A 26,045-nucleotide genomic window follows, 5' to 3' on the forward strand; every position below is an offset into this window, starting at 1 on the left:
AATATTATTTTTATCTCGTCTTTACAGACTTATCGTTAACACACTCATAACATTTCACTACCCGTTAAGCACTTTATGCCCTACATGCGGGAAACATAACTATAAGCGTCATTCTGACTGGATGATGCGGAAACATAAGGAACGTGAAAATGTTAAAACATATCAAACCAACCCTTACTGCGTCGCTTCTTGCGGCTATGTTCTCACTACCTAGCATGGCAGCAGAGCTAGAGAAAATTCACTTTTTAATTCCTGGTGGCGCTGGCGGTGGTTGGGATATGACGGCTCGTGGTACCGGTGACGTATTAATGAAAACTCACCTAATCGACAGTGTTTCTTACCAAAACCTTTCTGGTGGCGGCGGTGGTAAAGCTATTGCACACCTTATTGAAACTGCCGATCGTCAAGAAGACACCTTAATGGTGAACTCTACTCCTATCGTTGTTCGCTCCCTTTCAGGTGTATTCCCTCAATCATTCCGTGATTTAACACCCGTTGCAGCAACAGTAGCGGATTACGGCGCACTGGTTGTATCTGGAGATTCCAAATACAACTCTTGGGAAGACGTCGTTGCTGATTTCAAAAACGACCCTAAAAACGTGAAAATCGCTGGCGGTTCAGCACGTGGCAGTATGGACCACTTGGTTGCAGCGGCGGCATTTAAAGGTCAGGGACTAGACCCGAAAGCGGTACGTTATGTTGCGTATGATGCAGGCGGTAAAGCTATGGCAGCACTGCTTTCTGGTGAAACTCAACTGCTATCTACTGGCTTGGGTGAAGTGCTGGAGATGTCTCGCAATGGTCAGGTAAAAGTACTGGCTATCACAGCACCTAAACGTCTTGAGTCTGCGCCTGATATTCCAACTCTGGGTGACTACAACAACCCTACCGTATTTGCTAACTGGCGTGGTTTCTTCGCAGCTCCGGGTATAAGCCAAGAGAAAGTGGATGAATGGAACGCGGCACTAAGCAAAATGTACACTACAGATGAGTGGAAAGTGGTTCGTGACCGTAACGGTTGGATCGACACTTACAAAGCGGATAAAGAGTTCTTTGCGTTCTTAGAAGATCAAGAAAAGCAAATGGGTGACCTAATGCGCGAACTCGGCTTCCTGAAATAATCTCTCCCATGGGGCAACTCATCCTTGCCCCAAATTTTCCCCGTAATTGAGTGTGCTTATAACTCCTTTGTTTATTGGTTGGAAATTCGACTAGCAGCGAATGACTTACTTTTGGTTAATGATGTTCATTACCTTGCTCAATTACGGTTCTTTTTTCCTAGATTAACTACTACGTAAAACATGGAGTTGGATATGTCGGAGTCGCCAACGAATTTATTCAGCAAAGAGAACTTATTGTGCCGCGATCGAGTGGGCGCTATGGTTTTTCTGGTGCTGTGCCTTTGTTATGGGTATCAAACCTCTCAGATCCCTATGTTTCCCGGCGATGAATATGAACCCTTCAACGCCAGAACCCTACCAACAATCCTGACCTATATCGGTGTTGGATTATCGCTTCTTCTGCTGATAGCGGGCCAACCTGATAAGAAAAGCGGTGCGGTATTGGATTTCAACTGGAAACTTCTGATTGGCTTTCTAGTGCTAATGACGCTTTATGGCGTTGGCTTAACCTACTTAGGCTTTGTGCTGGCAACGGGTTTGTTCCTTTTAGCCGGTTTCTACTTACTGGGCGAACGTCGTAAGTCTGTGCTGTTTGGCGCATCCTTCCCGTTTGTTGTCGCTTTCTATTTGTTATTAACCAAAGGGCTGGATGTTTATCTAGAGCCCGGTCTTATTTTCACTATTTGGTAGGAACGGATTATGTTAGACGGAATTTTACAAGGACTCTCTACCGCCGTAATGCCATTTAATTTATTGATGGTTATCGTCGGATGCTTTGTCGGTACTTTCATTGGTATGTTGCCGGGTTTAGGACCAATTTCAGCTATAGCGTTGATGATCCCTATTACCTATGGTTTAGACCCTTCTTCAGGCCTGATTTTAATGGCGGGTGTCTACTACGGTGCGATTTTCGGTGGTTCAACATCGTCGATTTTGATCAACGCGCCGGGTTGTTCTGCAACTGTGGTTACCGCTTTTGATGGCTACCCAATGGCGCAAAAAGGACAAGCAGGTAAAGCGCTTGCTCTGGCGGCTTATGCTTCGTTCACTGGCGGTACCTTATCAGCCATCATGTTGCTGGTTGCGGCTCCTGCGTTGGCAAAAGTATCGCTCAGCTTCCAGTCTTCTGATTACTTTGCACTAATGATGATGGGGCTTTCTGCCGTGGCTGCATTTGCCGGTAAAGGGCAAGTCCTTAAAGCATGGATGATGACCATTCTTGGTTTGATGCTATCAACTGTGGGTATCGACAAAGGCATTGGTGTTGAACGTTTTACCTTTGGTTTAACCGATTTAATGGATGGTTTTAGCTTCCTACTGTTGGCAATGGCTACGTTCGCGCTGGGTGAAACCTTAATGGGCATTTTAAAGCCCGAGCTGGATACACGAAATGAAGAGAGCAATAAGCTAAGCAACATCGGCAGTATGAAAGTCACTAAAGAAGAAGTGCGTGAAGCTGCGCCTGTGGCACTGCGTTCATCACTCCTCGGCTTCTTTACCGGTGTTTTACCGGGTGCGGGTGCAACCATTGCAGCCTTTCTAAGCTACGGTATGGAGCGTAACCTTGCACCTAAGAACAAACGTGAAGAGTTTGGTAAAGGTTCATTACGCGGTCTGGTTGCTCCAGAATCGGCAAATAACGCGGCTTCAAGCGGTTCGTTTGTTCCGCTACTTACACTGGGTATCCCAGGTTCAGGCACCACAGCGATTATGCTTGGCGCGTTGATCGCTTACGGCATTCAACCAGGTCCAAGACTGTTTGTTGAGCATCCGGATGTGTTCTGGTCAGTGATCATCTCAATGTATGTCGGCAATATTGTTCTACTTGTTTTGAACTTGCCGCTGATCCCTTATATTTCGAAGTTACTGGCGGTACCAAGAACCGTGCTTCTGCCTATGATTTTGTTCTTCTCAATCACAGGGGTTTACTTAGTTTCATTTAACACGATGGACGTGTTCATTATGATTCTAATCGCTATGGGTGCTATTGCTTTACGTCTTGCTAACTTCCCGTTGGCTCCCCTACTACTTGGGTTTATCTTAGGTGGTTTGATGGAAGAGAACTTACGCCGCGCGTTAATGATCTCAGATGGTGAAATCAGCTTCTTGTGGGAACGTCCGATTACACTGGCATTTACTGTTATTTCAGTAATAGTGCTCACTAGCCCAATCGTGGTGGCAATTGCGCAGCGATTCCGTCGTCCACAAACGGCCAAAGTTTCATAACCTTTATTGTATTTATCTCTTCAAGCCTAGTGTTCTCACTAGGCTTTTTTGTGTCTGGAGAAAATAAACTTAAGGATGAGTTTTCGAATTTTTTGTCGACATAAATTTCACGCTTGTACTCGTAGTATCTGCGCTATAGGTACAAATACTCTCAGAGGTACAAACCGTGAAGCCAGGTAGAACAGGTATTCAACGCATTATTTTCGCAACAGGCTATTCATTGAAAGGTCTTCAAGCTGCATGGATCAACGAAGCCGCTTTCCGTCAGGAATTAGTAGCTTCCGCACTGCTCACCATCAGTCTGTTTTTTCTCCCTGTCACTAATCTAGAACGCATCGCTATGGTGGGTTCTTTAACACTGGTTTTACTTGCAGAACTCCTCAACTCAGCGATAGAAGCTGTGGTTGACCGCATTGGTAGTGAAAAACACGAACTCAGCGGACGTGCCAAAGATATTGGCTCGGCTGCGGTGTTTGTTGCTTTGGCATTTGCTGCTTTTACTTGGCTAATTATTTTGGTGTAACACGATGAAACTGACTAAACCAAACATCTCACTTTCTTATGCCGGTATCACCTTAGTACTTGCCGTCTTTTTCGCATTAGTAATGAACCTGCCGGTATATTCTTCGCTGGTTGGCATTTTCGGTAAGCTAGATAGCGTAAAAATTGGCTTCATCATCTCTTTGCCATTTTTCTTCGCTGCCGCGTTGAACTTTTTGTTCAACTTGTTTAGTTGGCCATACATTACTAAGCCTTTCTTCATCACGTTAATCATTGTCTCTAGCTTTGTAAGCTACGCGAGCTATAACTACGGTACGCTGTTTGATACAGAGATGATTAACAATATTGTTGAAACCGATACCAGCGAAGCCGGCTCTTACTTAAGTCTTTATTCTCTCGTTTGGGTTGCGCTACTTGGCTTCCTGCCAGCAACTTTGCTAGCGTTTACCAAAATAAGCAAGCCACGCTCATGGCTAAACTTCACCTTGAGAAAGCTCGGCTCCATGATGGCCTCTTTGGTGGTCATCGGTGTGATTGCCATAATGTACTATCAAGACTATGCCTCTGTTGGTCGCAATAACAGTTACTTGAAAAAACTGATTATTCCAACTCAGTTCGTTTACAGCACAACTAAGTTTGTTCAACAGAAATACTTCTCTACACCCATCGTCTACAAAGAGCTTGGTTTAGATGCAAAACAATCGCCTAAAGCACTGGCTGCTGCGGAGTCCAAGCCGACACTGTTTGTCTTCTTGTTGGGTGAAACCGCTCGTTCATACAACTATGAGCTAAATGGTTATGATCGCCCAACTAACCCTTACACTCGTGATTTAAACGTAATTTCTTTTAAGGATGTAAGCTCATGTGGTACTGCAACAGCGGTTTCTGTACCTTGTATGTTCTCGGCGATGGACAAAGGCAGCTTCAGTCGTGATGTAGCTGACAACCAAGACAACGTTCTGGACATTCTTAGCCACGCAGGCGTAGACGTCGCTTGGCAAGAAAACGATGGTGGCGACAAACAAGTGGCTAAACGTATTAAGAAAACCGAAGTTAACCGCAAGCGCGTTGATGATATGTGTAACGGCGAAACCTGCTATGACATGGCAATGCTGGAAAACTTCGACCAGAAAGTGGACGAGTTAAAAGGCAACCGCATGATGGTGATGCATCTTATTGGTAGCCATGGTCCCACTTACTTCCAACGCTATCCAAAAGAGATGGGAGCATTTCAACCGGATTGCCCTCGTAGCGATATCGAAAACTGTAGTGTTGATCAGATCGTCAATACGTACGACAACACCATCGCTTATACCGATTACGTAGTAGCGCAAACCATCGATAAGTTGAAGGCATTACAAGACAAATACAACACCGCTTTGGTTTATATCTCTGACCATGGTGAGTCCTTGGGTGAAAACGGTATGTTCTTACATGGTATGCCTTACGGCCTAGCACCGAATAACCAAACCCATGTGCCGCTTATTGTTTGGCTGTCTGATGGCTTTAAACAAGAGAAGCATCTAAAAACAGATTGTTTGAAGAAAAACGCAACAAGCCATCAGTACTCACAAGATAACGTGTTCCATTCGTTGCTTGGCATCATGGACGTGAGCACTAGCGCCTACAACCCTGATATGGATTTATTCGCTAGCTGTCGTTCTTGATTGATAAATGATGTTTATTACTGCGCTATGTTTGCGCCCTTCAACGGGCGCTTCTTATTACTGGTGACGTCGTTTGAACACAATCCGGTATTTAAGTAGAATCGCCACACATTCAAATAACGAGCATAAGCCAGTGGCAAAACATACACCTGTGATAGAAATGACTTCTTATGGTATCTATTCCCATTGGGATGCCAAAGCCAAAGAACTGCCGAAGATTAAAGAGTTCACTCAGGTGATTACCGCAGAGGAAGACATTGAATTTGGTTTTATCGTCAATATTAAAAAAGCCAAAGGTCAGCTTCTTCAGTTTTGTATCCATCATCCCGGCATCATCAACAAGAAAGGACAAGTTCTGGCACCATTTGATGGTGAAGTATATGTTCGCAGTAATGATTGGAACTTCTATCTTGGCGACACGATTCAAGTGCTCTGCCCGATTAACGGACTAGAGAGCAACTTCGGCGAATGGCGCATGACGTTAGAAATGGAAGGTAAAACCATTGCCGAGAAGTCATTTAAAGTTGTTGCACGCGATGAAGGACAGTTCTGGAAAAAGCGAGGATTTTAACCTCGCTTTCAGATACACACCATTTGCAAAGTGGTTAAGTACTGCTACATCAAAACTACGTTTTTGGTAGAACAGTTAGGATAAGTAACCCGTAAATAACGTTATTCCAAAGAAGATCAGCACCAATCCAGCCACTCTTTCTATAATGTGTATCACCGCTTTGAGTTGCATCTGAATGCGTGGACGCCCAATCGCAGATGCGATAAATAGATCCCAGAGTAAAACCGCAAAAAACATCCATACTCCGCAAGAGACTTGCTGAATCAAGGTGACTTCACTTCCCAGAATAACGGTCATTAAGCTCATGTAAAACAAAGCATTCTTTGGGTTGAGCAATGCTGAATTCAAACCAAGGAACAGCTGATTAATAGCCGATGGAGCTTTCTCCTGTTCGTGTTCAGCCTCGACTAATGTCTCTGTTTTTTGACTTCTCAGTAACCGTTGCCCTATCCACAAAAGATAGATAGCCCCCAAAATTTCCACAAAAGAAAAAACGAGCTGATTGTCCCGAATGTTGGTCCAGCCCAGTATGGCTAATGCGATGTAAAGAGCGTTTCCTAGCGCGACGCCAAGGCAGATAAATCGACTACCTTGCAATCTATGACGAATTGAGTGACCAACAATTAAGAAAAAGTCCTGTCCTGGGCTTAAAAGCGCAACAAAGTGAGCCAGCGCCAATGCAGGAAAAGCAACGGGGAAAAGAGTTGAAAGTGACATGAATATTTACCTATAGCCAAAACTGTCGTCAGACTATAGGTTTTCCAACTTAACAATTATTGTCGAAAATTGACGTTACTTGCTGATATTGACGTGGTGTTGAGGCGGTATAGTTAACGAATGTGCGATGCAACTGACTTTGGTCTGAGAAACCGACTTCTGCTGCCACATCAACAATGTTCATCCCTGACTTAAGTAAGATCTTCGCTTTTTCGATGCGACTGTTGTTCAAAAATGACTTGGGCGTGATACCAAGCTGCTTTTTGAATAGTCTAATCAATGTTTCTTTTGGTCGACCCAGTTCCTGAGAAACAAGATCCAGCGACGGCGCACAAGCAATATCCTGAAGCAGTCGCTCGCGTAACTGTCCTACCAACTCATTTTCATCGTCGTTGTGCGTTTGTGGCATACAGTAACGGCTCACCAAATTCAATAAGCGACTCTCAACTTCAGTCACCACACTCTGAGATGGCTGATCCAACAATTTGAAAATTAAACCGGATAAGTTGGCATCGCCTTCGATTGCAGTGTGCAGTTTTTGCTCACAATAATATCTTGTGACCTCGTACCCGTAGATCTTCGACAACACCTTACGGCACCATTCATCATCCAGATATAACATATGGTAGCTGCGAGGCTTATTCCCTACCGGATTACAGGCATGAACAATGTTAGGTTCTATCAGAATAATGTCCCCCTTTTTGAGGACAATATTTCCATTAGGGAGTGACAGTCGGGTCTCTCCCGACTCAATGATGCCAATGGATAGCTCACGATGGCTGTGAGCTTTATAACTCTGTGTACTGTTGCAAGTAGTGCGGAACGTCAAATAAGGAATATCCTTATTTTTCCAAAAACGCTGGTTTACATCACGAACCGTTTCTGCCACAGCACTCCACTCCATACACTCAAACTTGTTGGATATCGTATTGCACTGAACCGTTAAGCGCAATAATCGGGCTAACAATAGCCAAAGGATTATTCGAGTACTTTCAGTTACTGCCTGATGCTAGTTGTATAACCCACTCCCAAAACGTGCGTTTTTTAACCGTTAAGAATACTTTCCAAATGTAATCTAAGAGAGGAATAAAATTAGAATATCTTATAAAGAATAATGTATTGATTATTCGTGTAAATTCTTCATCATTCAAGGGCTTCACCGTCTGACGTTCTCAGACCAAACACAACAATAGAAAAATAAGAAATATTTGGATGTATAAAATGAAGTTAAAACCTTTTAAACAACAAGTTCGAGGTGTATTCGCCTCTTCAGTTGCGCTTTTCACTCTTTTGTCCCCAGTAAATGCAAACGCTGCTGAATCAGCACTGAATGGAATTCTAAGTTCCGGTGAGCTTAAGTTCTGTTTTGAGTCGGGTTATATCCCGTTCGAAATGACGGATAAAAATGGAAATTATGTTGGATTTGATATCGATTTAGCCAAACAGATGGCACGCGCTATCAACGTTAAATTTGTTCCGGTAAATACAGCTTGGGATGGCATTATTCCAGCTCTAAAGACCGGAAAATGCGATTTTATCGGCGGTATGACTATCACGCCCGAGCGTAATTTAAGTGTCAACTTCGCTGATCCATACATTGAAGTTGGCCAGACGATACTAATTTCACCTAAGCTGGCTGGCAAAGTTCACTCGTTCCGTGAACTAAACGATGGTCAATATACAGTGGCTACCCAAATGGGTACTACAGGTGCTGAAGCTGCTAAAAAGTACTTATACAACGCAAAAATCGACCTTTACGAAACCTCTGCTGATGCGGCACTGCAAATTGCAAATGGTCAGGCAGACGCTTTCGTATATGACTTTCCTTACAACGCTATGTATGAAGCACAACACAAAGATACTGTTGTACACCTAGATGAAAGCTTCACTTTTGAACCGCTAGGCTGGGCGATACGTCAGGGAGATCCAGATTTCTTAAACTTCCTGAACAATTATCTGCGTCAAATTAAAGGTGACGGCACCTATCAGCGTATCCATGACAAATGGTTCAAATCTGATAAGTGGGTTAACAACGTTCAGTAAACATAAATTGATCTGCAATCAACTACCGAGCAGTTCTGGCTAGTTGATTGCAGGAATTCTCAGTTTACAAACACGAAAACTAATAAGCCTGGAATATCTGAAAAGGTATTCTCTGCACCTACTTAAGCCAGCTAGAGTATTCAGGATTGGTCTCTTTCATATCAAGGTATAACCAAACCATACGGTCAACAAACCAAGCTTTGAAGACCATTATCCAAAGGTTTCCTGCTAACACAAAGCTTAGATCTAAACTCCACAAGCCGTAGATAAATACAGGTATCCCTAAAGACGTTAACGACTGCAGGATTAAAATTGGTTTGATATGGTGCTGAGGTATCGGCTCAACCTTTCTTTTCAAATAGATGCGCTCGCCAAACGTAGCCATTGAAGCCCAGTTGTTCGTTTTCTCGGGAACGCCAAATAGTCTTGGGTTAACCCACACCCATAAGAAAGAAAGTAGAATCGCAATTACTGAATAACCCCCTATCCATTCCCGTGACCAAAATGCGAGAGAGATGATAGGCAAAACCGAAAACCGGCTATAAACACTCCATGGATTTGAATGTCGATGCCAACTCGATTCATCCATTGTCATCATCTTCTCTAATCTTTTGATTACATCCACAACAATTCCTCTGTTATATGTCTGTTGTTATCGCAAAAGGGAACGAAATCGACAGTATAGGCTCTTTGACACACTGATTATGTGACACAACTATGAGAGGGGCAGAACTGAATAACTAGCTGTAGCTAGTTTACAATCTGAAAATGGAGCAACACCACGCTGCTCCACAGTGTCTACCCTATGATGTGTAAGGCTTACAAACTCACTTGCCGATTCACACCTGACTCAATGGCAAAGTCATAATCATGGCTAACGAGAATAAAACCTCCTCGGTAATTCGATAAAGCCTTGGCTAGCATAATTTTCGAATCGAGATCGAGGTGGTTGTCGGGTTCATCAAGTAACAACAAAGGCTGCTCCTGTTGATGGCTAACAATCAACATAGCCAACTTCATCTTTTCACCACCACTAAGTGTATTCCCTAAACGAAATACACTGTCACGACGGAATCCAATCCCGGCGAGTAAGGTTCGGGCATCATGTTCTTTCATACCGTGACAGTGCTCGGTCAAGTTCTCCAGCATCGACAGATAAGGCTGAATCGTTCCGAAGTGCTGATCAAGATAATATAAGGGCGTATTTAATTGCAGATCCCCTTGGCTAAATGAGAACTGACCTAATAGCGTTTTCAAAAAGGTAGATTTACCACAACCATTTCTGCCAGTAAGGTGGATTTTGTTATCAGCGTAGATTTGCAGCGTGATGGGCTGAGAGCAACCAAAAGGCAATACACCTTCAAGCACTGACACTACCTTTCGCAAGCGGCTTTGGCTGTCAGCCAGATAAAGCTTTTGCTCTTTCATTAGCTCCTGTCTGGCTTTTAACGTCTGTTCTTTCTCTTGCAGATAAGTTTGACGCTGCTGCTCATTTTTATTGCGATTTGCTGCGCTCGCCGTTGCTTTGTCTTTCTTACCATCAAGTAAAATTTTAGGCTGACTGCCCTCCTTCCGTAGCCTGTTGCCTTGTGCTGCTCTTTGTTCCGCCTTTTCCCGATTTCGCTGTGCTTGTTCTTCTAGTTTCTTTTTCTGCTTATCAATACTCGCGAGTTGTCTCTCTACAGCTTGCAGCTCGATTCGCTTCTGTTCAGAGTAATTATCGTAATTGCCACCGAACACCTGCAAACCTAACCCTGACAGCTCCCAAATTTCTTCCATTTCCCGGAGTAACTCGCGGTCATGGCTGATAAGTAAAATAGCACCGTCGAAAACGCGCATTGAGTCAATTAACCACTGCTTTGCATAGCTATCAAGGTGGTTGGATGGTTCATCAAGAATTAACAACTCAGCGTCACTTTCCAACAGTTGCCAAAGTTGTAATCGGGCTAACTGCCCGCCACTGAGTTGCGCACAAGGAAATTCTGGCTCTGGTGGTAAACTCAAATCCTTGAGTTTCTGACTGAGACGCGCTGAAATGTCCCATTGTTCCCCGATAGCGTCGAACAAGTGTTCAGAACAATCCCCAGATTGAACCTGCTTTAATGCTTTCAGTACGTCGTCTTTACCTAAAAACTGGGCAATCGTTAAGTCACCCGACAATAGATGCGAGGGTTGCTGATGATAAACCGCGTATGATTTAGGTGCTGATACGCTGCCACTAGAGGGCTGTTTCTCTCCGCACAACAGCGATGCGAATATCGATTTTCCAATACCATTGCGTCCGACCAACCCAACACGTTGCTTAGTCATGGAGCATGAGACTTGCTGAAACAACACCTCTCCGTTATCAAATTGAAAGCTTAAATTGTTTGCTTGTAAAACTGGCATAAATTGCCTCCTGTATAACAGGGACAAGGGCCGTAGCATAAATATCTAGAGATGAGATCGTTGCAAACACACAGATTCAGGCTAGGTATTTCCCTAAAACATGGTCGCAATAAAATATCGGAAAGTGAGCTACGCCTACTAACCCTGTGAATCCAAAAAATAAAATGAAAAATGGATAACAGGTTTAGTTATTCATATTGGCGTAATCTCCTGAAGAAATGATGGTCGTAGATTAGTGCATTGAAGCAAGATGAGTCAAGAGCGTTACTCATCACCTTAACTCAAGTCTTTTAGTATTGTTGAACTGGGTTACCTTTCTTGAGATAAAAAAAGCGCTGCCGAGGCAGCGCTAAGTACGAATAGAAAATTAATCTTATTTCTTGTTTGCGTACTTCATTGAGTCCAATGCTACCGCGAATACGATGATTGAACCTTTGATGATGTACTGCCAGTAAGGGCTAACACCGATGTAAGTCATACCGTAGTTGATAACGGTGAAGATGAGAACACCCGTTACTACACCAGCAATACTACCAACACCACCTGCAAATGACACACCACCGACCACACAGGCTGCGATTGCATCAAGTTCGTACAAGAAACCTAAGTTATTGGTTGCACTACCGATACGACCCGCTTCTAACATACCACCGAAGGCATAGAAGACACCTGAAAGTGCGTACACTTTTAGTAGAGTCATCGGTACGTTTACACCTGATACTTTTGCAGCTTCTGGGTTACCACCAACTGCGAAGATGTTTTTACCAAATACTGTCTTGTTCCATAGTATCCACATGAATATTACAGCGATGATGGCATAGAAGGTTATGTACGAGAATCGGAATCCACCTAACCGAATAAAGCCTTGGGTGAACACTGTAAAGCGTTCGTCAAAGCCCGCGATTGGTGATGCACCTACTGCGTCGTAGTAAAGAGAGTTAATACCATAAACGATGATCATAGTACCCAGTGTTGCGATGAAAGGTGTTACTTTCAAGTAAGCAACGATCACACCGTTCACTAGACCAATGATTGCGCCGATAAAACATACACAAAGGATAACCGCTACGATTGGCACGTCACCAATACTTGGGAACACTTTGTTCACGTTTTCAATCGACTGTAGCAAGGTTGCTGATATAACCGCCGCTAAACCCACCTGGCGACCAGCAGATAAGTCGGTACCTTGTGTAACGATAAGACCCGCAACACCAAGCGCAATAATTACGCGCACGGAAGACTGAGTTAGAATGTTACTTAAATTTCGTAAACTTAAAAATGATGGTTCTTGAATAACGATAACCGCTAATAAAATAAACAGAACCGCGTAAATTGCACCTTCTTTTAAGTGCTTTAATGCAAATGACTTAACAGCATCCATAATAGTTTCCCTAGAGGTAACGAGAGGCTAGCTCTAATATTTCAGTCTGAGTGGTTTCTTTAGTATTCACGATGCCCGCTGCGCGGCCGTTACTCATTACTAAAATTCGATCGGTAGTACCTAATAACTCTGGCATTTCAGAAGAAATCATAATGATTCCTTTATTTTTCTTCGCGAGCTCCAACATTAGTTGGTAAATTTCAAATTTAGCACCCACGTCGATACCACGAGTTGGTTCATCCAACATTAATATTTCCGGCTGAGTTAATAACCAGCGTCCAATAATAACTTTTTGTTGGTTACCACCTGATAGTGAGCCTATATGAGTTTGATGCGTTGGTGTTTTAACACTCATCGAATCAATTACCCACTGAGTATCACTCTTCATCTTTTTATTACTTAATAAACCAGATTTCGTTTTATACTCATCAACGTTTGCAACCAATGAGTTAAAAGTAATATCGAGGTTACCGTAAATACCTGTTGAACGACGTTCTTCAGTTACCAATGCAAAACCATTGCGAATTGCTTCATGTGCATCACGGTTTTTCATTTCACGCCCATGAAGAACAATGTGCCCTTCACTTCTTTCACGAATACCAAAAATCGTTTCAACGATATCTGTACGACGTGAACCAACAAGACCTGCTATACCTAGAATTTCGCCCGCTCTAAGTTCAAACGAGACGTCTTGAATTGAAGGCTGGTTCAACGCTGTCAGGTTATTAACTTCTAAGATGACTTCTTTAGGAACGTTAGTCTTCTCAGGGAAACGGTTTGTGAGTTCTCGGCCTACCATCATCGCGATGATCTTATCCATATCTAGGCCTTTCAATGGGCGAGTATCAACCCATTGACCATCACGTAGAATAGTAATTTCATCACAGATAGAGAATATCTCTTCCATTTTGTGAGAGATATATACCACACCACAGCCTTTATCCTTCAGCTTATTGATAATGGTAAATAAGTGATTAACTTCTTTTTCTGTTAGAGAAGAAGTTGGCTCGTCCATGATCACTATTTTTGCGTCGTAAGAGAATGCTTTCGCAATTTCCAACATCTGCATTTGAGACACAGATAAAGTCGCTACTTTAACTCTAGGATCAATATTAATATCTAACTCTTCGAAAATGGCTTTTGTATCTCGATACATTTTATCGTGATCAACAAATAAACCTTTTCTTGGATAGCGACCAAGCCAGATATTATCCATTACTGAACATTGTTTAACCTGGTTTAATTCTTGGTGAACCATGGACACGCCAGATTCTAATGCTTCTTTAGAAGAGGAGAAGTTAATATGTTTTCCTAAGAAAATAATATCGCCTTCATCTTTTTCGTAAATTCCAAATAGACATTTTAATAGCGTCGATTTACCCGCTCCATTTTCACCCATTAATGCGTGAATTGAGTGCGGTCGAACTTTTAAATTAACTTTATCTAATGCCTTTACACCTGGAAATGATTTACTCACCCCTGTCATCTCTAACAGGAATTCATGTGTTTGATCTACCATGGCATCACTTAATTGTTTTTAATTTGAAACCAATAAATATCAATTAATAATTATCAATGAATAAGTACTAATTAAGATATTAACGGGTAAATATAGGGGCTGGGCGCCCCCTAATTATAACGTCTGTTACTCAAGAGTTGATTTATCAACACCTACGTAAGGAACGCGAACAATTTTGTCTTGCATTTCCCACTGAGTGCCTTCAGTTGCTGATTTACCTTCAGCTAGGTTACGAGCTAGTTCGAATGTTGCTTTCGCTTGAGAAGTTGCATCGTTTAGTACAGTACCAGCCATTTCGCCAGACTTAACTAGAGCTAGAGCTTCAGCTAGAGCGTCAACACCGAATACTGGGATTTTTTGGCCAGCGCCACGTAGTGCTTCGATTGCACCCATTGCCATGCCGTCGTTGTTTGCGATAACAACTTCAATTTTGCTACCGTTAGGGCCAGATAACCATGCATCCATTTTATCTTTAGCCATTGCGGTATCCCACATACCAGTATCCATGTGAAGCTCTTCAGTTTTGATACCGTTCTCGTTGATTTGCTTAACAGAATAAGTAGTACGAGCTTCTGCATCTGGGTGGCCAGGTTCACCTTTTAGCATTACGTATTGAAGTACGCCATCACCGTTTTTGTCCCAAGATGAGTTTGCTTTCCAGTGTTGTGCAATTAGATCGCCTTGGATAACGCCAGATTCTTTAGAGTCAGTACCTACATAGTAAGCTTTATCGTAGCTTGCTAGTGCTGCTGCACTTGGTTCTTTGTTGTAGAAAACAATTGGTACATCATCAATTTTCGCTTTGCTAATAATAGAAGGTGCTGCAGCTGGGTCTACAAGGTTGATAGCAAGCGCTTGAACGCCACGAGCCAACATAACGTCAACTTGGTCGTTTTGCATTGATTGGCTGTTTTGAGAGTCGTTCATTAGAAGACGAACGTCTTTGTCGCCAGCAGCTTCTTTTTCGATAGCTTGGCGTACTACAGACATGAAGTTGTCATCGTATTTGTAGATTGTGAAACCCAAAGTGGTGTCAGCTAGAGTTTGCGTAGCGAAACCCATACCAGCAGTTAACATAGCAAGTGCAGTTAGCTTTCTCATGTAAGTGTCCTATTTATCTTATTAATATACGTGTAGGGAAACGTTTACCATTCCAATGAAAACGTTTACGCATTGAAGTATATTGATTAACAGGATGAATTGTGTGAGCCAGATAGGATTTTGTTAGCGCCAATTAACAATTGTAACGGTTTGTTTAAATTGTTTGAGGCCACATGCAAAAACAGACCTCGTACGTAACATAGTGTAACAGCGAGACTTATTTCGCGTTTTAGGGGCAATACAGATCACATTTCGATAGCATTTGATTCATATATGAATGCATTTAATCACATATAAATCATCCACATAAGATGAAAGATTTTTGAAGACGATGACGCAGAGATCCTTGTTATACCTGTAAATGAACAAAATTTGAATACTTAAATTGCACTTAAAATAATTGGCATATGCTATTTATGAGTTCACTATCCTCTGTATCCCCTGTTTTACATGTCAAATCATGTGAAGATTTAACAACTCTGTAAAATCTTCATTTAACGGGGAAGGTCATTTACTCGTGAGGACAATTTTATGAAATACGCTATCCCTATCTGTAACGACAAGCTGTTTAATCACTATTCGAAAGCACCTCAGTTCTTGCTTGTAGATGATGTTACAAAGCACGAACAAACCATTGATTTGACGCCTACGATAAAGGCAAAAACCTGTGGTAAGAAGACTCAGATGCTTTCTCTATTCACTGCTCATAATGTTGGCGCTGTGATTATTAAAAACATCGGTGAAGCGATGCTTTCAACTTTATTTGATCAGGGAATAAAAGTATTCCGCCTTAACAGAGGCGCTGATATTCATGCGTTGGATTTTTCTCAGCTAGTACCCGTAGAGGACTTAAGTTATGCAAAACCTTCCGTCAATAAACGCAATAAGGTCCATACTTGTTGTAAGGGTAAGCAAACTGGTTCTTCCTTTAAATGGGAACCTAAAGAAAGCCGCCTTGATGCTAAGACTCTAAGAAATCTGCGCAGCATTCATAAAATTCATCTTTAATAGGAGCTGGCCAACATGATTTACCTAATCACATTCGGTGCGTTTATTCTTTTTGTTTTACTCATGACACTGGGTGTTATGGCAAAACGAAAACCAATACAAGGTAGCTGTGGTGGCCTGTCAAATGTGGGAGTTGATAAGGTGTGCAACTGTGAAACGACATGTGAAGAGCACAAAACTAAGCTTTATACGATTAAAGAGCCAACACCAAAGCGTTAACGGCCTTATTGCACACAAGCTTTTCTAGTCGATACTAAATCTAAGTATTTGCTTCACTTACTGTTCTGAATTAAAAAAAACGCAATATTGTGGGCATATTATTCGCGTAACCAACCTTTTAATGTTATCGGAACACTCATGCTTGCTCTGCCACCTCTAGCGACATTAATGATCGCTATTTTGTTAGAAGTCATCGCGACATCCTATCTGCCTAGAACTCATCAGTTTACCTCCCTCTCTGTCACTGCGGGCGTGCTGATTACCTATGCACTCGCCTTCTACTTTTTATCGGTGACGGTTAATACCATGTCTCTAGGCATCGCTTACGCTATTTGGTGTGGAATAGGGATTGTTCTGGTTGCCAGTATATCTTGGCTTGTCTATGGGCAAAAACTCGATATTTACGCCATCGTTGGTATAAGTTTTATTCTGATGGGAACAGTCATAATTAATGTGTATTCAACATCGGTAAACCATTAACTATTGTAAAAGTAACAGAAAATAAAAACGGCAGAGAATAAAAGGCAGCGCCGGTAAATCCAGTCACTGCCTTGCTAAAACCTCGATGGAAGTTAACAACAATCGTTGTTTAATAACCCTTTCTCTTTTAGAGATTTTTCAATTCTGTCCGTAGCGACAAGTGCACTGGTATAGTCGCAACTAGAAATGAACGCTGCCAGCTGGTTACTGCAATTTGGCACAACTTTGTCGAAGTAAGCTTTTTGCTGTAGGAAGTAATCTTCAGCAGCAAGATTGTTATCATTTAACAGTTGATTCAGACAGTTAAGTTTTTCAATTAGCATTTCTAAATCGACTTCTTCCAATATTTCAGCATCTGACTCTTGAAGCTTAGATTTGTAGTCAAGATTACTTAGACGCATTGAATTGTTATGTTGCTCAGGATTGATATCAAAACTCGTATCTAAGGTAACTTCGAACCAAAATGTACTCCCTTCTCCTGTTATACTATCAACGCCGATCTCACCGTCCATCAATTGAGCGATACTTCTAGAGATTGTCAGGCCTAAGCCGGTACCACCGTATTTTCGAGTGGTGGAAGCATCAGCCTGTTGAAAGCTTTCGAAGATTTTTTGTTGTTCTTCGTTCGTTAAACCGATCCCTGTATCTTTTACTTCGATACGGACTTTCTTCTTACCGACTAGAGTCGCAGTAACATAAATGTGGATATTGATGTCACCCTGAGCCGTAAACTTAACGGAGTTGCTGATAAAATTGAGTAAAACTTGCTTGATGCGCAACGGATCGCCGATCAAAGTTGGAATCTTTTCTTCTACATCAAAGTGGAAACCCAGACCTTTGGTGGTGACTTTTGCTTCAAACAGCTCATACACATCTTGTGCAATCGAGTAAATACTGAAAGGGATTTTTTCAATATTTAGGTGCCCAGATTCAATCTTTGATAAATCTAAAACATCATTAATCACTAAGAGTAAATGCTCACCAGATTTTTTAATCCTAGTCAGAGAGTCTTGTTGATCACGATTAACATTGCTCGCCAGTAACATATCTGACAAGGCCAAGATCGAATTCATCGGCGTTCTGATTTCATGACTGATATTAGAAATAAACTGACTCTTAGCAATATTCGCTTCTTCAGCCTCTATCTTTGCGGTTTTCAGCTCATTCGTTAATTTACCTAATCGACCGCCCATTATTATGGTTGCATTGGCAGTGTCATTTAACTCTTTGAGGTTAAATTGTTCATGAGAAACATCGAAGTTGCCCGAACTCATCTTGTTAAACATATTTCTGATTTGAGATAGAGGAGCGGCAATTGATTCGCTCATCCGCTTTGATACCATCCAAGTAAAAGCTAAGAAGAGAATATAGAAACCGATCAAACCCATAATCATGATGTAACCGATGCCTTGGTATTTTTCTTTCAACGCCATCGATTCACGATACATTTCATTTTCATCAACAACGAACAGCAATTTCCAGTTTGTTTCCGGAATGGTCACCCAAGAGACCAGCTTGTTTTCATTGTTAAGCACTAGCTTAGTCAGTCCCTGACTCTGACCATCAAATTGAGGCTGCAATGATTTTGTGTCTGGCCTTTTGAACAGGTTAAAGTCTTCAGGCTTGAACATCTCATGCGTGACCGCGCTTTCATAGTTATGTTGTTTCAGTTCCTTAATATTAAAGTCCTGCTCTCCTTTTGGAGGCAGCGCCATGATAGTTCCTTCGCTGTTTGCAAGAATGGCATAGCCATTCCAAGGAACAATCAAGTTTTGTATGTTTTTTACAATAGTATCTACAGTAATATCTATACCAATGACGCCTTCCAACTTGTCACCGTTATACACTGGTGCAATCGCTGAAGTCATCCAGCCCTGCCCTGCAGGGTCGATATAAACTTCGGTCCAAACCACTTCTCTTTCTGGATTGTATTTATCCATAGCCAAATAATAGAAATTGTATTCTGGGATATTCATATCCGCTGGATATTGATCCAAGGTTTGGAACCAAGGGTAGATATGATTATAAGAATCCCAACTATTGAAATAGACGGCAGCAATAAATGGATCGCTATTTTTAATCTCTTTCATTAAAGAGTCTAATTTGGCGAGCTTAAATATTTTATCCAAATCCTTCTCATTATTTTCTGTGAAGGCTGAATAAAAGGAGGCCGAACCACCTTTATCATCTTTGCTGTGTAAAACACCGTTATCACTGAATGCCAAATTTGACATATCCACATCATCAGGATGCAGTGATTCCTTGAGAACTCGTTGAGTTTCATTTCTGTATATTTCTGCAAGTCGAGATACTGAATTTATACGTTCTCGCACTACATCACTTTCGATAGAGGAAGTGATATACAGTTCATTATTAACCTGTGAGCGAATGTAGTTCATGTTGTCTGAACTAATGAAATGATTACTGATCAGATAAATGGTAACTAACAGAAGTTCGACCAGAATCAATGGAATGATTCCGGTTTTGACCATGGAGCGCCATACCCAGGCTTGTACACTTATTTGGTTTTCTTTATTCATAGCAAATCACACGTAACGTATTGCGATTGAATGGATATCCTCTTGAATATCCATAAATGCTTCAACGATGGTTGGATCAAAATGAGCGGCACTTTCACTGCTGATCATTTTGATGGCTTCATCATGACTAAAGGCCGGTTTATAAATACGCTTACTGATCAATGCATCATAAACATCAACAATAGCCATCAGTCGTGCCGAAAGTGGTATATCTTCGCCCGACAATCCTTCCGGATAACCGCTACCATCCCATTTTTCATGGTGAGAATGTGCAATTTCCTTAGCAACACGAAGAAAACTCATCACTTTACCATTGTTCTCTTCAGCCTTATTGATCGCTTCAAACCCAATAGTGGTATGAGTTTTCATGATCTCAAACTCTTCTTCTGTTAACTTTCCTTTCTTCATCAATATATGGTCTGGAATGCCTATTTTTCCTATATCGTGTAAGGGTGCGGATTTAAAGAGTAAGTTGATAGTGTTGTCGTCCAATTGATTGGCATACTTAGGGTCTAAACGTAGACGTTCAGCTAGGAGTTTAATATATAATTGTGTGCGACGAATGTGATTGCCCGTTTCGTTGTCACGAGTCTCAGCAAGCGAGATCATCGCGTTAAACGCGATATCCTGAATGACATGTAAATCTTCAATTTGCTTAATACTTTCTTGAGTTCTCTTTTGAACCTCTTTTTCTAATGACTCATTTTCCCCCTTAAGGAGATCTGAGGCCATTTTTAAAGATAAATGAGTTCTAACCCGTGCCTTGACGATTTCAGGCACGATAGGCTTCGTGATGTAGTCTACAGCACCTAACTCAAGCCCTTTTCTTTCATCAATACTTTCGTTCTTTGCAGTGATAAATATAACGGGAATATCTTTGGTTGAAGGATTCTCTTTTAAGTACGAACATACTTCAAAGCCATCCATATCAGGCATCATGACATCAAGCAAAATTAAGTCTGGTTTATCGTTAGCGGCGATCGATAAACCTTTGTCGCCACTATTGGCGCCTTTAACTTTGTAATCATCTTTTAACAGCTTATACATTAAGCTGAGATTTTCGGGGATATCGTCTATGACAAGCAATGTCGGAGTGTACGAAAAAGAATGGTACATCTCTAATGTCCTTAAGTTATTGATTATAAGAATATTGCCGTTCGACGAGATGAATTTATTTTTATTTTAATAATCAATATAAACAATAAGCTAACTAAATTTAGAAACTGCTTATACATGACATATAGCGTTTATCATATAGAAAGGCTGTGACAGAAATCTACTTATTTTATTTCCATAAAAACAAATAACTTATTTTAGAGCGATTACTCTTTCGATAATTAAATCAATTATATAGAAACAGCTCTTTTATTTAGTTCATTCTTTCGATCAAATAAGTTTTTATGTTTTAAGATCCTAATAATTTTTTTCACCAGATAACAATAAACACTATTTTTTTTATAACCCTCTCATCGACACATGATGATCATGCTATGCTTTCCAACTATCCGAAGGATTATTACATGGAAATAAAAATGGAAGTATTTGAATGTGTGTCATTTATCTTATTGAAAGATAAACAAGTTTTATTAGAGCATCGCTCAAAATTAAAAGAAACCGATCCCGGTATGATCGCAATACCCGGCGGTCATTTAGAAGCTGGTGAGACCCAACAGCAAGCATTATTACGAGAACTAAAAGAAGAACTCAATGTGACACCAAGAAATGCGAAATATCTCTGTTCACTCTATCATCCAACGATTGAACTACAGCTTTTGCACTATTACGTTATCACCGAATGGGAAGGTGTAATTGTTCCATTAGAAGCGGACGCTGTTGATTGGTTTGAAATTGACAACGCACCTGTAGCAACTGAAGCTGACCAAATCGCACTTGCAGAAATTAGTCGTGTAAATCAGTTCTTAGTTGATTGAACTTCAATCGAAATTTCGCATACATTAACAGCATAATACTTATGAGAGATTTGCTCGCAAGCTCATAAACCAGCCACTTATCGGAGTGTTAAATGGTGCATATCACTAATCTCACTCAAAAGGAGATAAACGTTGTTTAAAAGCCAAACTCCGGTTTTGTTCGCTATCAATGGACTGACCGCACTCGCTTTTTCTTTTATTATGCCCATCATGAGCTTGTTCCTTGTTAGTGAACTTCATACGGAACCAGCGCTTATTGGCCTCTATACATCCCTAACTGCATTGATGACGATTATTGTCAGCCAGAAACTAACAGGGTTGATTGATAAAGGCGTACCAAGCAAGTTTCTCTTATTGCTATCACTTGCTGGTATTTTTTCTGCGGCCATAATGTTTTCTCTCGCAACAGAGTTTTGGCATGCTATCGTTATTGGCTGCCTCTTAATGCCCGTGGCTTCAAGCTCTATTCCTCTTATCTTGACCGTGATAAGACGCTATGCAGATTCAACCGGAAAAAACAGCGCCAAACTCAATTCTCAAATGCGCTCTGCCGTTTCTTTTCTTTGGATATTTGGCCCACCTTTAGCTTTTTTATCAGTCGACCAATTTGGTTTCGATAACAATTTCTATATTTCAGCCGCTATAGCCGGTTTTGTGATTATTTGGATTGCATTCTTGTTCCAAATGCCTGTCATGGAATCAGACAAAGTTAAAAACAAGCCTAAAATCAAGCTGCCTTCAGCTGTCTGGTTTCTTGGGGTTGTCATACTTATCGCTAACATTGCTAACAGCACTTACATCAATGCAATGCCTCTCTTTATGACTCATGAACTCGGTTTATCAAAATCTTTCCCTGGCATCTTATTGGGAATAACAGCGGCGGTCGAAATACCTGCGATGCTATTAGCTGTTGGCTGGGCGCAGCGCTTTGGGAAAAGCCAAGTGATACGGTTTGGATTTGTGGCCGGTGCCGTTTTTTACCTTGGTATGTATTTCAATACGTCAATAAACATCTTCTTGGCTTTGCAGATTTTGAATGGGCTCTTTTTTGGCATCTTTGTTGGTTTAGGCATTACCATCATGCAAGATTTTGCACCAACTGCCGTAGGTAAAGCTTCGGCGTTTTATACTAATGCAATGCTGGTTGGCACTATGATCGGAACAAGCACCATGGGTATTATTTCACAGTATTTTGGGTTTAAAGCTCCGTTGCTTCTGTGCTTAGGCGCTATCACTTGTTCGTTTGTTGGTTTGATACTGTTTGACGCCTATATTGCAAATCAACAACGCAAGGTGCAGTGTGCCTAACAATAAAATTGGCGTGATGAGCACATGAAAAGGCGGTGACGTTTTTGTGCTCACCTGAACCCAATGACTTGTATTTCTACAAGAGATTTCCGTAATTTAATTTTGTATGTCTTTGAACTGTTTATACAGATACCAGTATAAAAGTGCATTCCAGATGATATACAACATCGTTTCCAAACCTTCAGTAGAAAAAGTTTTTCCTGACTCTAGATGGGTGGAAAACACCAACGAATTAACAAACGCTATCGGTATCAAAAACACTATAAAACGAACTGTAACGACAAAACCTAAGCTGAAATATTTTCCTAGAAAATCAAAACCGTTATTGCCACCATTAACATGGTACGTTGCGTAAGTACCAATGAAGAGTATGATTAAATTCGCTATAAAACTCGTCAGATACCACTCATTAAATTCGTATCTGTCAGGAGCGAAGCTCAAGATTTCTATAGTGATGGTCATAAAAAGCAAGTATATGAACAGATAGATAAAGCGATCTGTTTCCGTTAGTTGGTTACGTTTAATATCCTGTTTTAACTGGTTAATATTCCATATATACAAGTTGATTCCTCCATTTCTAATTTCTAAGTAATTTTATTGCGCAAAAAACTCACTCAAACTCGTTTCCCATATTTTCAAGTACTTTTTTGCCGCAGATTGTGCAGGTGACATAGCGGTTCATGTTGTAGTAGTGACCGCCGTTGATGAATTCATGTATCAACAACATGCAACGCCCAGCTATAGATTTGTCTCGATCATAACTCGACGGTTTACGCACTAAACTCTCTTTATGCTCTGTCGGAGCTTTGCAACGCTTGCAGTATCTAATCATCGGTATATCCTCTTAGCGTTAAACACTTAGCGAATATACGCCTTTGCGAAATACGCACTTAAATGCACATAGATTTATGCGAGTGACTTAAAGAATTGGCGGGATATCAGACGGAGAGGGTGTTCTGACTGGATACATTAGTAGACAAAGGTAATGTATCAATGGGGTATGAGCACTCCTAAACATTAACCATTAAAGTTCAGGAGTACTTAAATAAATTAACGAACGTTTACTGCCCCACTAAGCTACCTCAGCAGCAGTTGGGTCTATAACAGATGTTACTTCGTTAATTTGGTTGGCTGGGAATCCTCCCATTTCAGCATGCTTACGGACGAGTTCTTTATTTTCCGCTATAAAAACGCAATAGATTTTGTTGGGAGTAACATACGTCTCTTGCCACTGTATTTTAGGGCCAAGTTGCTGCAGTACTCCACAAGATGTTTGAGCAATATCCTGAAGTTCTTTCGGTGTAAGATTACTGGCACCTTCAACTTCTCTCTCGATAACATATTTAGGCATAATTACCTCCTTTCGCTCAGTTCAATTTTAGTCCAAAAGCATTAGAGGTGATTAATAAAATAAGAATTATTCTCAAACTAACCAATAAACAAAATGTTACACAAGGCACGTATATACACTTTACCAATTTGAAGTTATGCCCACTTGGTCGTAAAACAAACAACCCTTAACGCAGTCTATTCAAAACAACAGACTTGTCTAAATTACTCTGCCATTCAGTATAATCAAGACCTTTATCAAATATGAATTCAGTGACTAATGTTCTGACACATTCCACTAACTCTCTTGTACCCCAAGGCTTTTCAAAGTAGCGATTAATACCAGCACTATTAATTGCATTTATAGTGTCAGAATGGGTTGCCTGTCCGGTGAGCAGAACTTTTTTAGTATAGGTAAAACGAGCATCTGCACTAATTTCTGTAAGGAGTTCAACACCTGTTTTTTCTGGCATAACATGGTCTGAGATCACCAAAGCAACATACTCGCCGTTAGCATCGAGTTCATCCATAAGTTCTAACGCTTCAGAGGCTGACTCACAGTCTTCGATATTCAGCCAGAAGCAGAGAGGCTCTAGGTCTTGTAACACTGCGCTTAGCACTTCCCTCTGGTCATCCACGCATATGATATTAAGTTTCTCCATGGTCATCCTCTACTGGTAACTTTATTCTGAAAATGGTTGCGTCTTGATCGCTTTTGACCGCGATACTTCCGCCATAACTTGAAACGATTCGCTTAACGATAGACAACCCCAAACCTAAACCAAACGATAACCCATATTTCTTAGTAGTGAAGCTTGGTTGAAAGATTTTCCGCCTTGTCGCTTCATCGATTTCAGGCCCGTTATTGGTCAAGGTGACGAGAAGACGATGCTTACTATATTTGGTTTGGATATCTAATCTTGGCTCCGGCGTCACCATCATGGCATCACAAGCGTTCTTAACGATGTTGACCCACACCTGAACCCATTCTGTTTGCGATCCTTTTAACTTAGGTAAATTGCCCGGTCTCATTCTTACTGAAACTCTACGTAAGTCGCTTTGCAAAAGGGTCAGCGCTCTGTTTATTGTGTCGTTAATGTCTAGCTCTTCATCGAGATTAACTTCACTTCTTGCAAGCTGCTTAACGGACTTCACAATGCCTACAGTGTGGCTCGACGCCACACGTAGATCGTGTAAATCCCTGCCCATTTGCCAGTAACGAATGGCGAGATTCGCGTTACTTATCCAATGAGAAGACAGTTCGTCTTCCGGTACGGCGCGTGCAAGTTCTCTCGCAACGTTTTTAGGAAGTTGATACTTACGTTCTAGTATCAATCCTCGCCGTCTGGCTTCACTGGAAGAGACTTTTTGACCATGCATTAATCCATAATCAAAGAACTGGCTGGCCTCGGGATGAACCTCTTCCAACAGTTCCATAAAAAGGCTTTCAAGACGTTCGCTTTTACTGCTAACTACACCTATTGCATTGTTTAGCTCGTGAGAAATGCCCGCAGCTAACTGTGCCAATGTGGTCATCTGTTCTGCGGAGTGCAGTTTTTCCAACGCTTTCTCTTTTTCTACCGCTTCCTGATGCGCTCGACGCTGGCGACGATTTAACTCCGCAACAATGACCGGCATAAATTGAGTACTGAGTGGGCCGAATTTTTCTACCTCTATGGCTTCACAGTGCCTGTCTATCCAACTGAGTTTTACTTCGGTTTGAGCCACAACCGTTGAAGAAGCCGTCCATGTTCCAGAAAAGAAACTGTGTACGCCAATAAACGCGCCTTTTGATGCAGAAAATACCTTTACATGGCGACCTTCATACTCTTCAAAATCCCCCACCAGTTCACCAGAATGGACATAGTAAAGTCGGTCATTGTAACCATCTTGCTGAATCACTTTACTGCCCGCTGACAGGGTTATCGTTCTCTCATTGTTTCTGAAGTAACGCTCTACAAGCGTGCGTTCTTGTTCATTCATGTTATTTGCCGA

Annotated in this window: 26 protein-coding genes; 12 read left to right on the forward strand and 14 right to left on the reverse strand. The window is 41.4% G+C overall.

Annotation, left to right across the window (positions count from 1 at the left end):
- The first annotated feature begins 149 nt into the window (after positions 1-149).
- The 6 genes from P4S58_RS07780 to P4S58_RS07805 all read left to right on the forward strand — a co-directional run bounded on the left by P4S58_RS07780 (position 150) and on the right by P4S58_RS07805 (position 6,086).
- Positions 150-1,121, forward strand: coding sequence for a tripartite tricarboxylate transporter substrate binding protein (locus P4S58_RS07780; RefSeq protein ID WP_337163466.1), 972 nt, complete (start codon positions 150-152; stop codon positions 1,119-1,121).
- A gap of 192 nt (positions 1,122-1,313) precedes the next feature.
- Entirely contained in the window at positions 1,314-1,811 is a 498-nt protein-coding gene (locus P4S58_RS07785; protein WP_042487513.1) for a tripartite tricarboxylate transporter TctB family protein, read from the forward strand.
- 9 nt (positions 1,812-1,820) lie between these two features.
- A complete protein-coding gene (locus P4S58_RS07790; RefSeq protein ID WP_042487517.1) occupies positions 1,821-3,347 on the forward strand; it encodes a tripartite tricarboxylate transporter permease in 1,527 nt (508 codons plus the stop codon).
- Positions 3,348-3,513: 166 nt separating this feature from the next.
- Positions 3,514-3,870 carry a diacylglycerol kinase gene (locus P4S58_RS07795; protein ID WP_102942526.1) on the forward strand — a complete coding sequence of 119 codons (357 nt, stop codon included), beginning with the start codon at positions 3,514-3,516 and terminating at the stop codon, positions 3,868-3,870.
- Between the two features lie 4 nt (positions 3,871-3,874).
- Positions 3,875-5,515 carry a phosphoethanolamine transferase gene (locus P4S58_RS07800; protein WP_337163470.1) on the forward strand — a complete coding sequence of 547 codons (1,641 nt, stop codon included), beginning with the start codon at positions 3,875-3,877 and terminating at the stop codon, positions 5,513-5,515.
- Between the two features lie 133 nt (positions 5,516-5,648).
- The gene (locus P4S58_RS07805) at positions 5,649-6,086 is read left to right on the forward strand and encodes a DUF3859 domain-containing protein (protein ID WP_337163471.1); all 438 of its coding nucleotides are present in this window, start codon (positions 5,649-5,651) and stop codon (positions 6,084-6,086) included.
- 75 nt (positions 6,087-6,161) lie between these two features.
- Here P4S58_RS07805 and P4S58_RS07810 read toward each other — a convergent pair whose 3' ends face one another.
- Both P4S58_RS07810 and P4S58_RS07815 read right to left on the reverse strand, forming a co-directional pair.
- Complete coding sequence (locus P4S58_RS07810; protein ID WP_042487529.1) at positions 6,162-6,803, reverse strand: LysE family translocator; 642 nt, start codon at positions 6,801-6,803, stop codon at positions 6,162-6,164.
- 49 nt (positions 6,804-6,852) lie between these two features.
- Entirely contained in the window at positions 6,853-7,692 is an 840-nt protein-coding gene (locus P4S58_RS07815) for an AraC family transcriptional regulator (RefSeq protein WP_337163473.1), read from the reverse strand.
- A gap of 332 nt (positions 7,693-8,024) precedes the next feature.
- On the opposite strand from P4S58_RS07815, the gene P4S58_RS07820 reads away from it, so the two are divergent.
- On the forward strand, positions 8,025-8,846 hold the full coding sequence (locus tag P4S58_RS07820; RefSeq protein ID WP_337163475.1) for a transporter substrate-binding domain-containing protein: 822 nt from the start codon (positions 8,025-8,027) through the stop codon (positions 8,844-8,846).
- A gap of 118 nt (positions 8,847-8,964) precedes the next feature.
- On the opposite strand, the gene P4S58_RS07825 is transcribed toward P4S58_RS07820, so the two are convergent.
- The 5 genes from P4S58_RS07825 to mglB all read right to left on the reverse strand — a co-directional run bounded on the left by P4S58_RS07825 (position 8,965) and on the right by mglB (position 15,235).
- A complete protein-coding gene (locus P4S58_RS07825) occupies positions 8,965-9,471 on the reverse strand; it encodes a DUF6653 family protein (protein ID WP_102965893.1) in 507 nt (168 codons plus the stop codon).
- A 194-nt stretch (positions 9,472-9,665) separates the two neighbouring features.
- Positions 9,666-11,234 carry an ATP-binding cassette domain-containing protein gene (locus tag P4S58_RS07830; protein WP_337163478.1) on the reverse strand — a complete coding sequence of 523 codons (1,569 nt, stop codon included), beginning with the start codon at positions 11,232-11,234 and terminating at the stop codon, positions 9,666-9,668.
- Positions 11,235-11,607: 373 nt separating this feature from the next.
- The gene (gene mglC, locus P4S58_RS07835) at positions 11,608-12,615 is read right to left on the reverse strand and encodes a galactose/methyl galactoside ABC transporter permease MglC (protein WP_042487540.1); all 1,008 of its coding nucleotides are present in this window, start codon (positions 12,613-12,615) and stop codon (positions 11,608-11,610) included.
- 10 nt (positions 12,616-12,625) lie between these two features.
- Positions 12,626-14,134 carry a galactose/methyl galactoside ABC transporter ATP-binding protein MglA gene (mglA, locus tag P4S58_RS07840; protein WP_042487542.1) on the reverse strand — a complete coding sequence of 503 codons (1,509 nt, stop codon included), beginning with the start codon at positions 14,132-14,134 and terminating at the stop codon, positions 12,626-12,628.
- Positions 14,135-14,260: 126 nt separating this feature from the next.
- A complete protein-coding gene (mglB, locus tag P4S58_RS07845; protein WP_042487545.1) occupies positions 14,261-15,235 on the reverse strand; it encodes a galactose/glucose ABC transporter substrate-binding protein MglB in 975 nt (324 codons plus the stop codon).
- A 531-nt stretch (positions 15,236-15,766) separates the two neighbouring features.
- Between mglB and P4S58_RS07850 the strand changes: the two genes are divergently transcribed.
- From P4S58_RS07850 to P4S58_RS07860, 3 genes are all read left to right on the forward strand, one after another.
- Entirely contained in the window at positions 15,767-16,243 is a 477-nt protein-coding gene (locus tag P4S58_RS07850) for a NifB/NifX family molybdenum-iron cluster-binding protein (protein ID WP_052404618.1), read from the forward strand.
- 15 nt (positions 16,244-16,258) lie between these two features.
- Positions 16,259-16,462, forward strand: a complete 204-nt coding sequence (gene nqrM / locus P4S58_RS07855; RefSeq protein ID WP_042487548.1) for a (Na+)-NQR maturation NqrM — start codon at positions 16,259-16,261, stop codon at positions 16,460-16,462.
- A 138-nt stretch (positions 16,463-16,600) separates the two neighbouring features.
- Positions 16,601-16,942, forward strand: coding sequence for a DMT family transporter (locus P4S58_RS07860; protein WP_337163482.1), 342 nt, complete (start codon positions 16,601-16,603; stop codon positions 16,940-16,942).
- 92 nt (positions 16,943-17,034) lie between these two features.
- Here P4S58_RS07860 and P4S58_RS07865 read toward each other — a convergent pair whose 3' ends face one another.
- Both P4S58_RS07865 and P4S58_RS07870 read right to left on the reverse strand, forming a co-directional pair.
- Positions 17,035-19,482, reverse strand: coding sequence for a sensor histidine kinase (locus P4S58_RS07865; RefSeq protein ID WP_337163484.1), 2,448 nt, complete (start codon positions 19,480-19,482; stop codon positions 17,035-17,037).
- 6 nt (positions 19,483-19,488) lie between these two features.
- The gene (locus P4S58_RS07870; protein WP_337163486.1) at positions 19,489-20,598 is read right to left on the reverse strand and encodes a response regulator; all 1,110 of its coding nucleotides are present in this window, start codon (positions 20,596-20,598) and stop codon (positions 19,489-19,491) included.
- A gap of 416 nt (positions 20,599-21,014) precedes the next feature.
- Between P4S58_RS07870 and P4S58_RS07875 the strand changes: the two genes are divergently transcribed.
- Entirely contained in the window at positions 21,015-21,413 is a 399-nt protein-coding gene (locus P4S58_RS07875; protein ID WP_102968226.1) for an NUDIX hydrolase, read from the forward strand.
- Between the two features lie 132 nt (positions 21,414-21,545).
- A complete protein-coding gene (locus tag P4S58_RS07880) occupies positions 21,546-22,721 on the forward strand; it encodes a sugar efflux transporter (protein WP_337163487.1) in 1,176 nt (391 codons plus the stop codon).
- Positions 22,722-22,817: 96 nt separating this feature from the next.
- On the opposite strand, the gene P4S58_RS07885 is transcribed toward P4S58_RS07880, so the two are convergent.
- From P4S58_RS07885 to P4S58_RS07905, 5 genes are all read right to left on the reverse strand, one after another.
- On the reverse strand, positions 22,818-23,282 hold the full coding sequence (locus P4S58_RS07885; protein WP_042487566.1) for a hypothetical protein: 465 nt from the start codon (positions 23,280-23,282) through the stop codon (positions 22,818-22,820).
- A gap of 49 nt (positions 23,283-23,331) precedes the next feature.
- Positions 23,332-23,553 carry a hypothetical protein gene (locus P4S58_RS07890; RefSeq protein WP_042487569.1) on the reverse strand — a complete coding sequence of 74 codons (222 nt, stop codon included), beginning with the start codon at positions 23,551-23,553 and terminating at the stop codon, positions 23,332-23,334.
- Between the two features lie 240 nt (positions 23,554-23,793).
- Entirely contained in the window at positions 23,794-24,072 is a 279-nt protein-coding gene (locus P4S58_RS07895) for a DUF4242 domain-containing protein (protein ID WP_042487572.1), read from the reverse strand.
- A gap of 166 nt (positions 24,073-24,238) precedes the next feature.
- Positions 24,239-24,712, reverse strand: a complete 474-nt coding sequence (locus P4S58_RS07900) for a response regulator (protein ID WP_337163490.1) — start codon at positions 24,710-24,712, stop codon at positions 24,239-24,241.
- Positions 24,699-26,033: an ATP-binding protein gene (locus P4S58_RS07905; RefSeq protein ID WP_337163491.1), complete on the reverse strand. Its 1,335-nt coding sequence runs from the start codon at positions 26,031-26,033 to the stop codon at positions 24,699-24,701. The genes P4S58_RS07900 and P4S58_RS07905 overlap by 14 nt, the downstream gene beginning before the upstream one ends.
- Positions 26,034-26,045 lie beyond the last annotated feature (12 nt).

This window comes from Vibrio sp. Hal054 (assembly GCF_037162405.1).
GTDB classification, from domain to species: domain Bacteria; phylum Pseudomonadota; class Gammaproteobacteria; order Enterobacterales; family Vibrionaceae; genus Vibrio; species Vibrio diazotrophicus.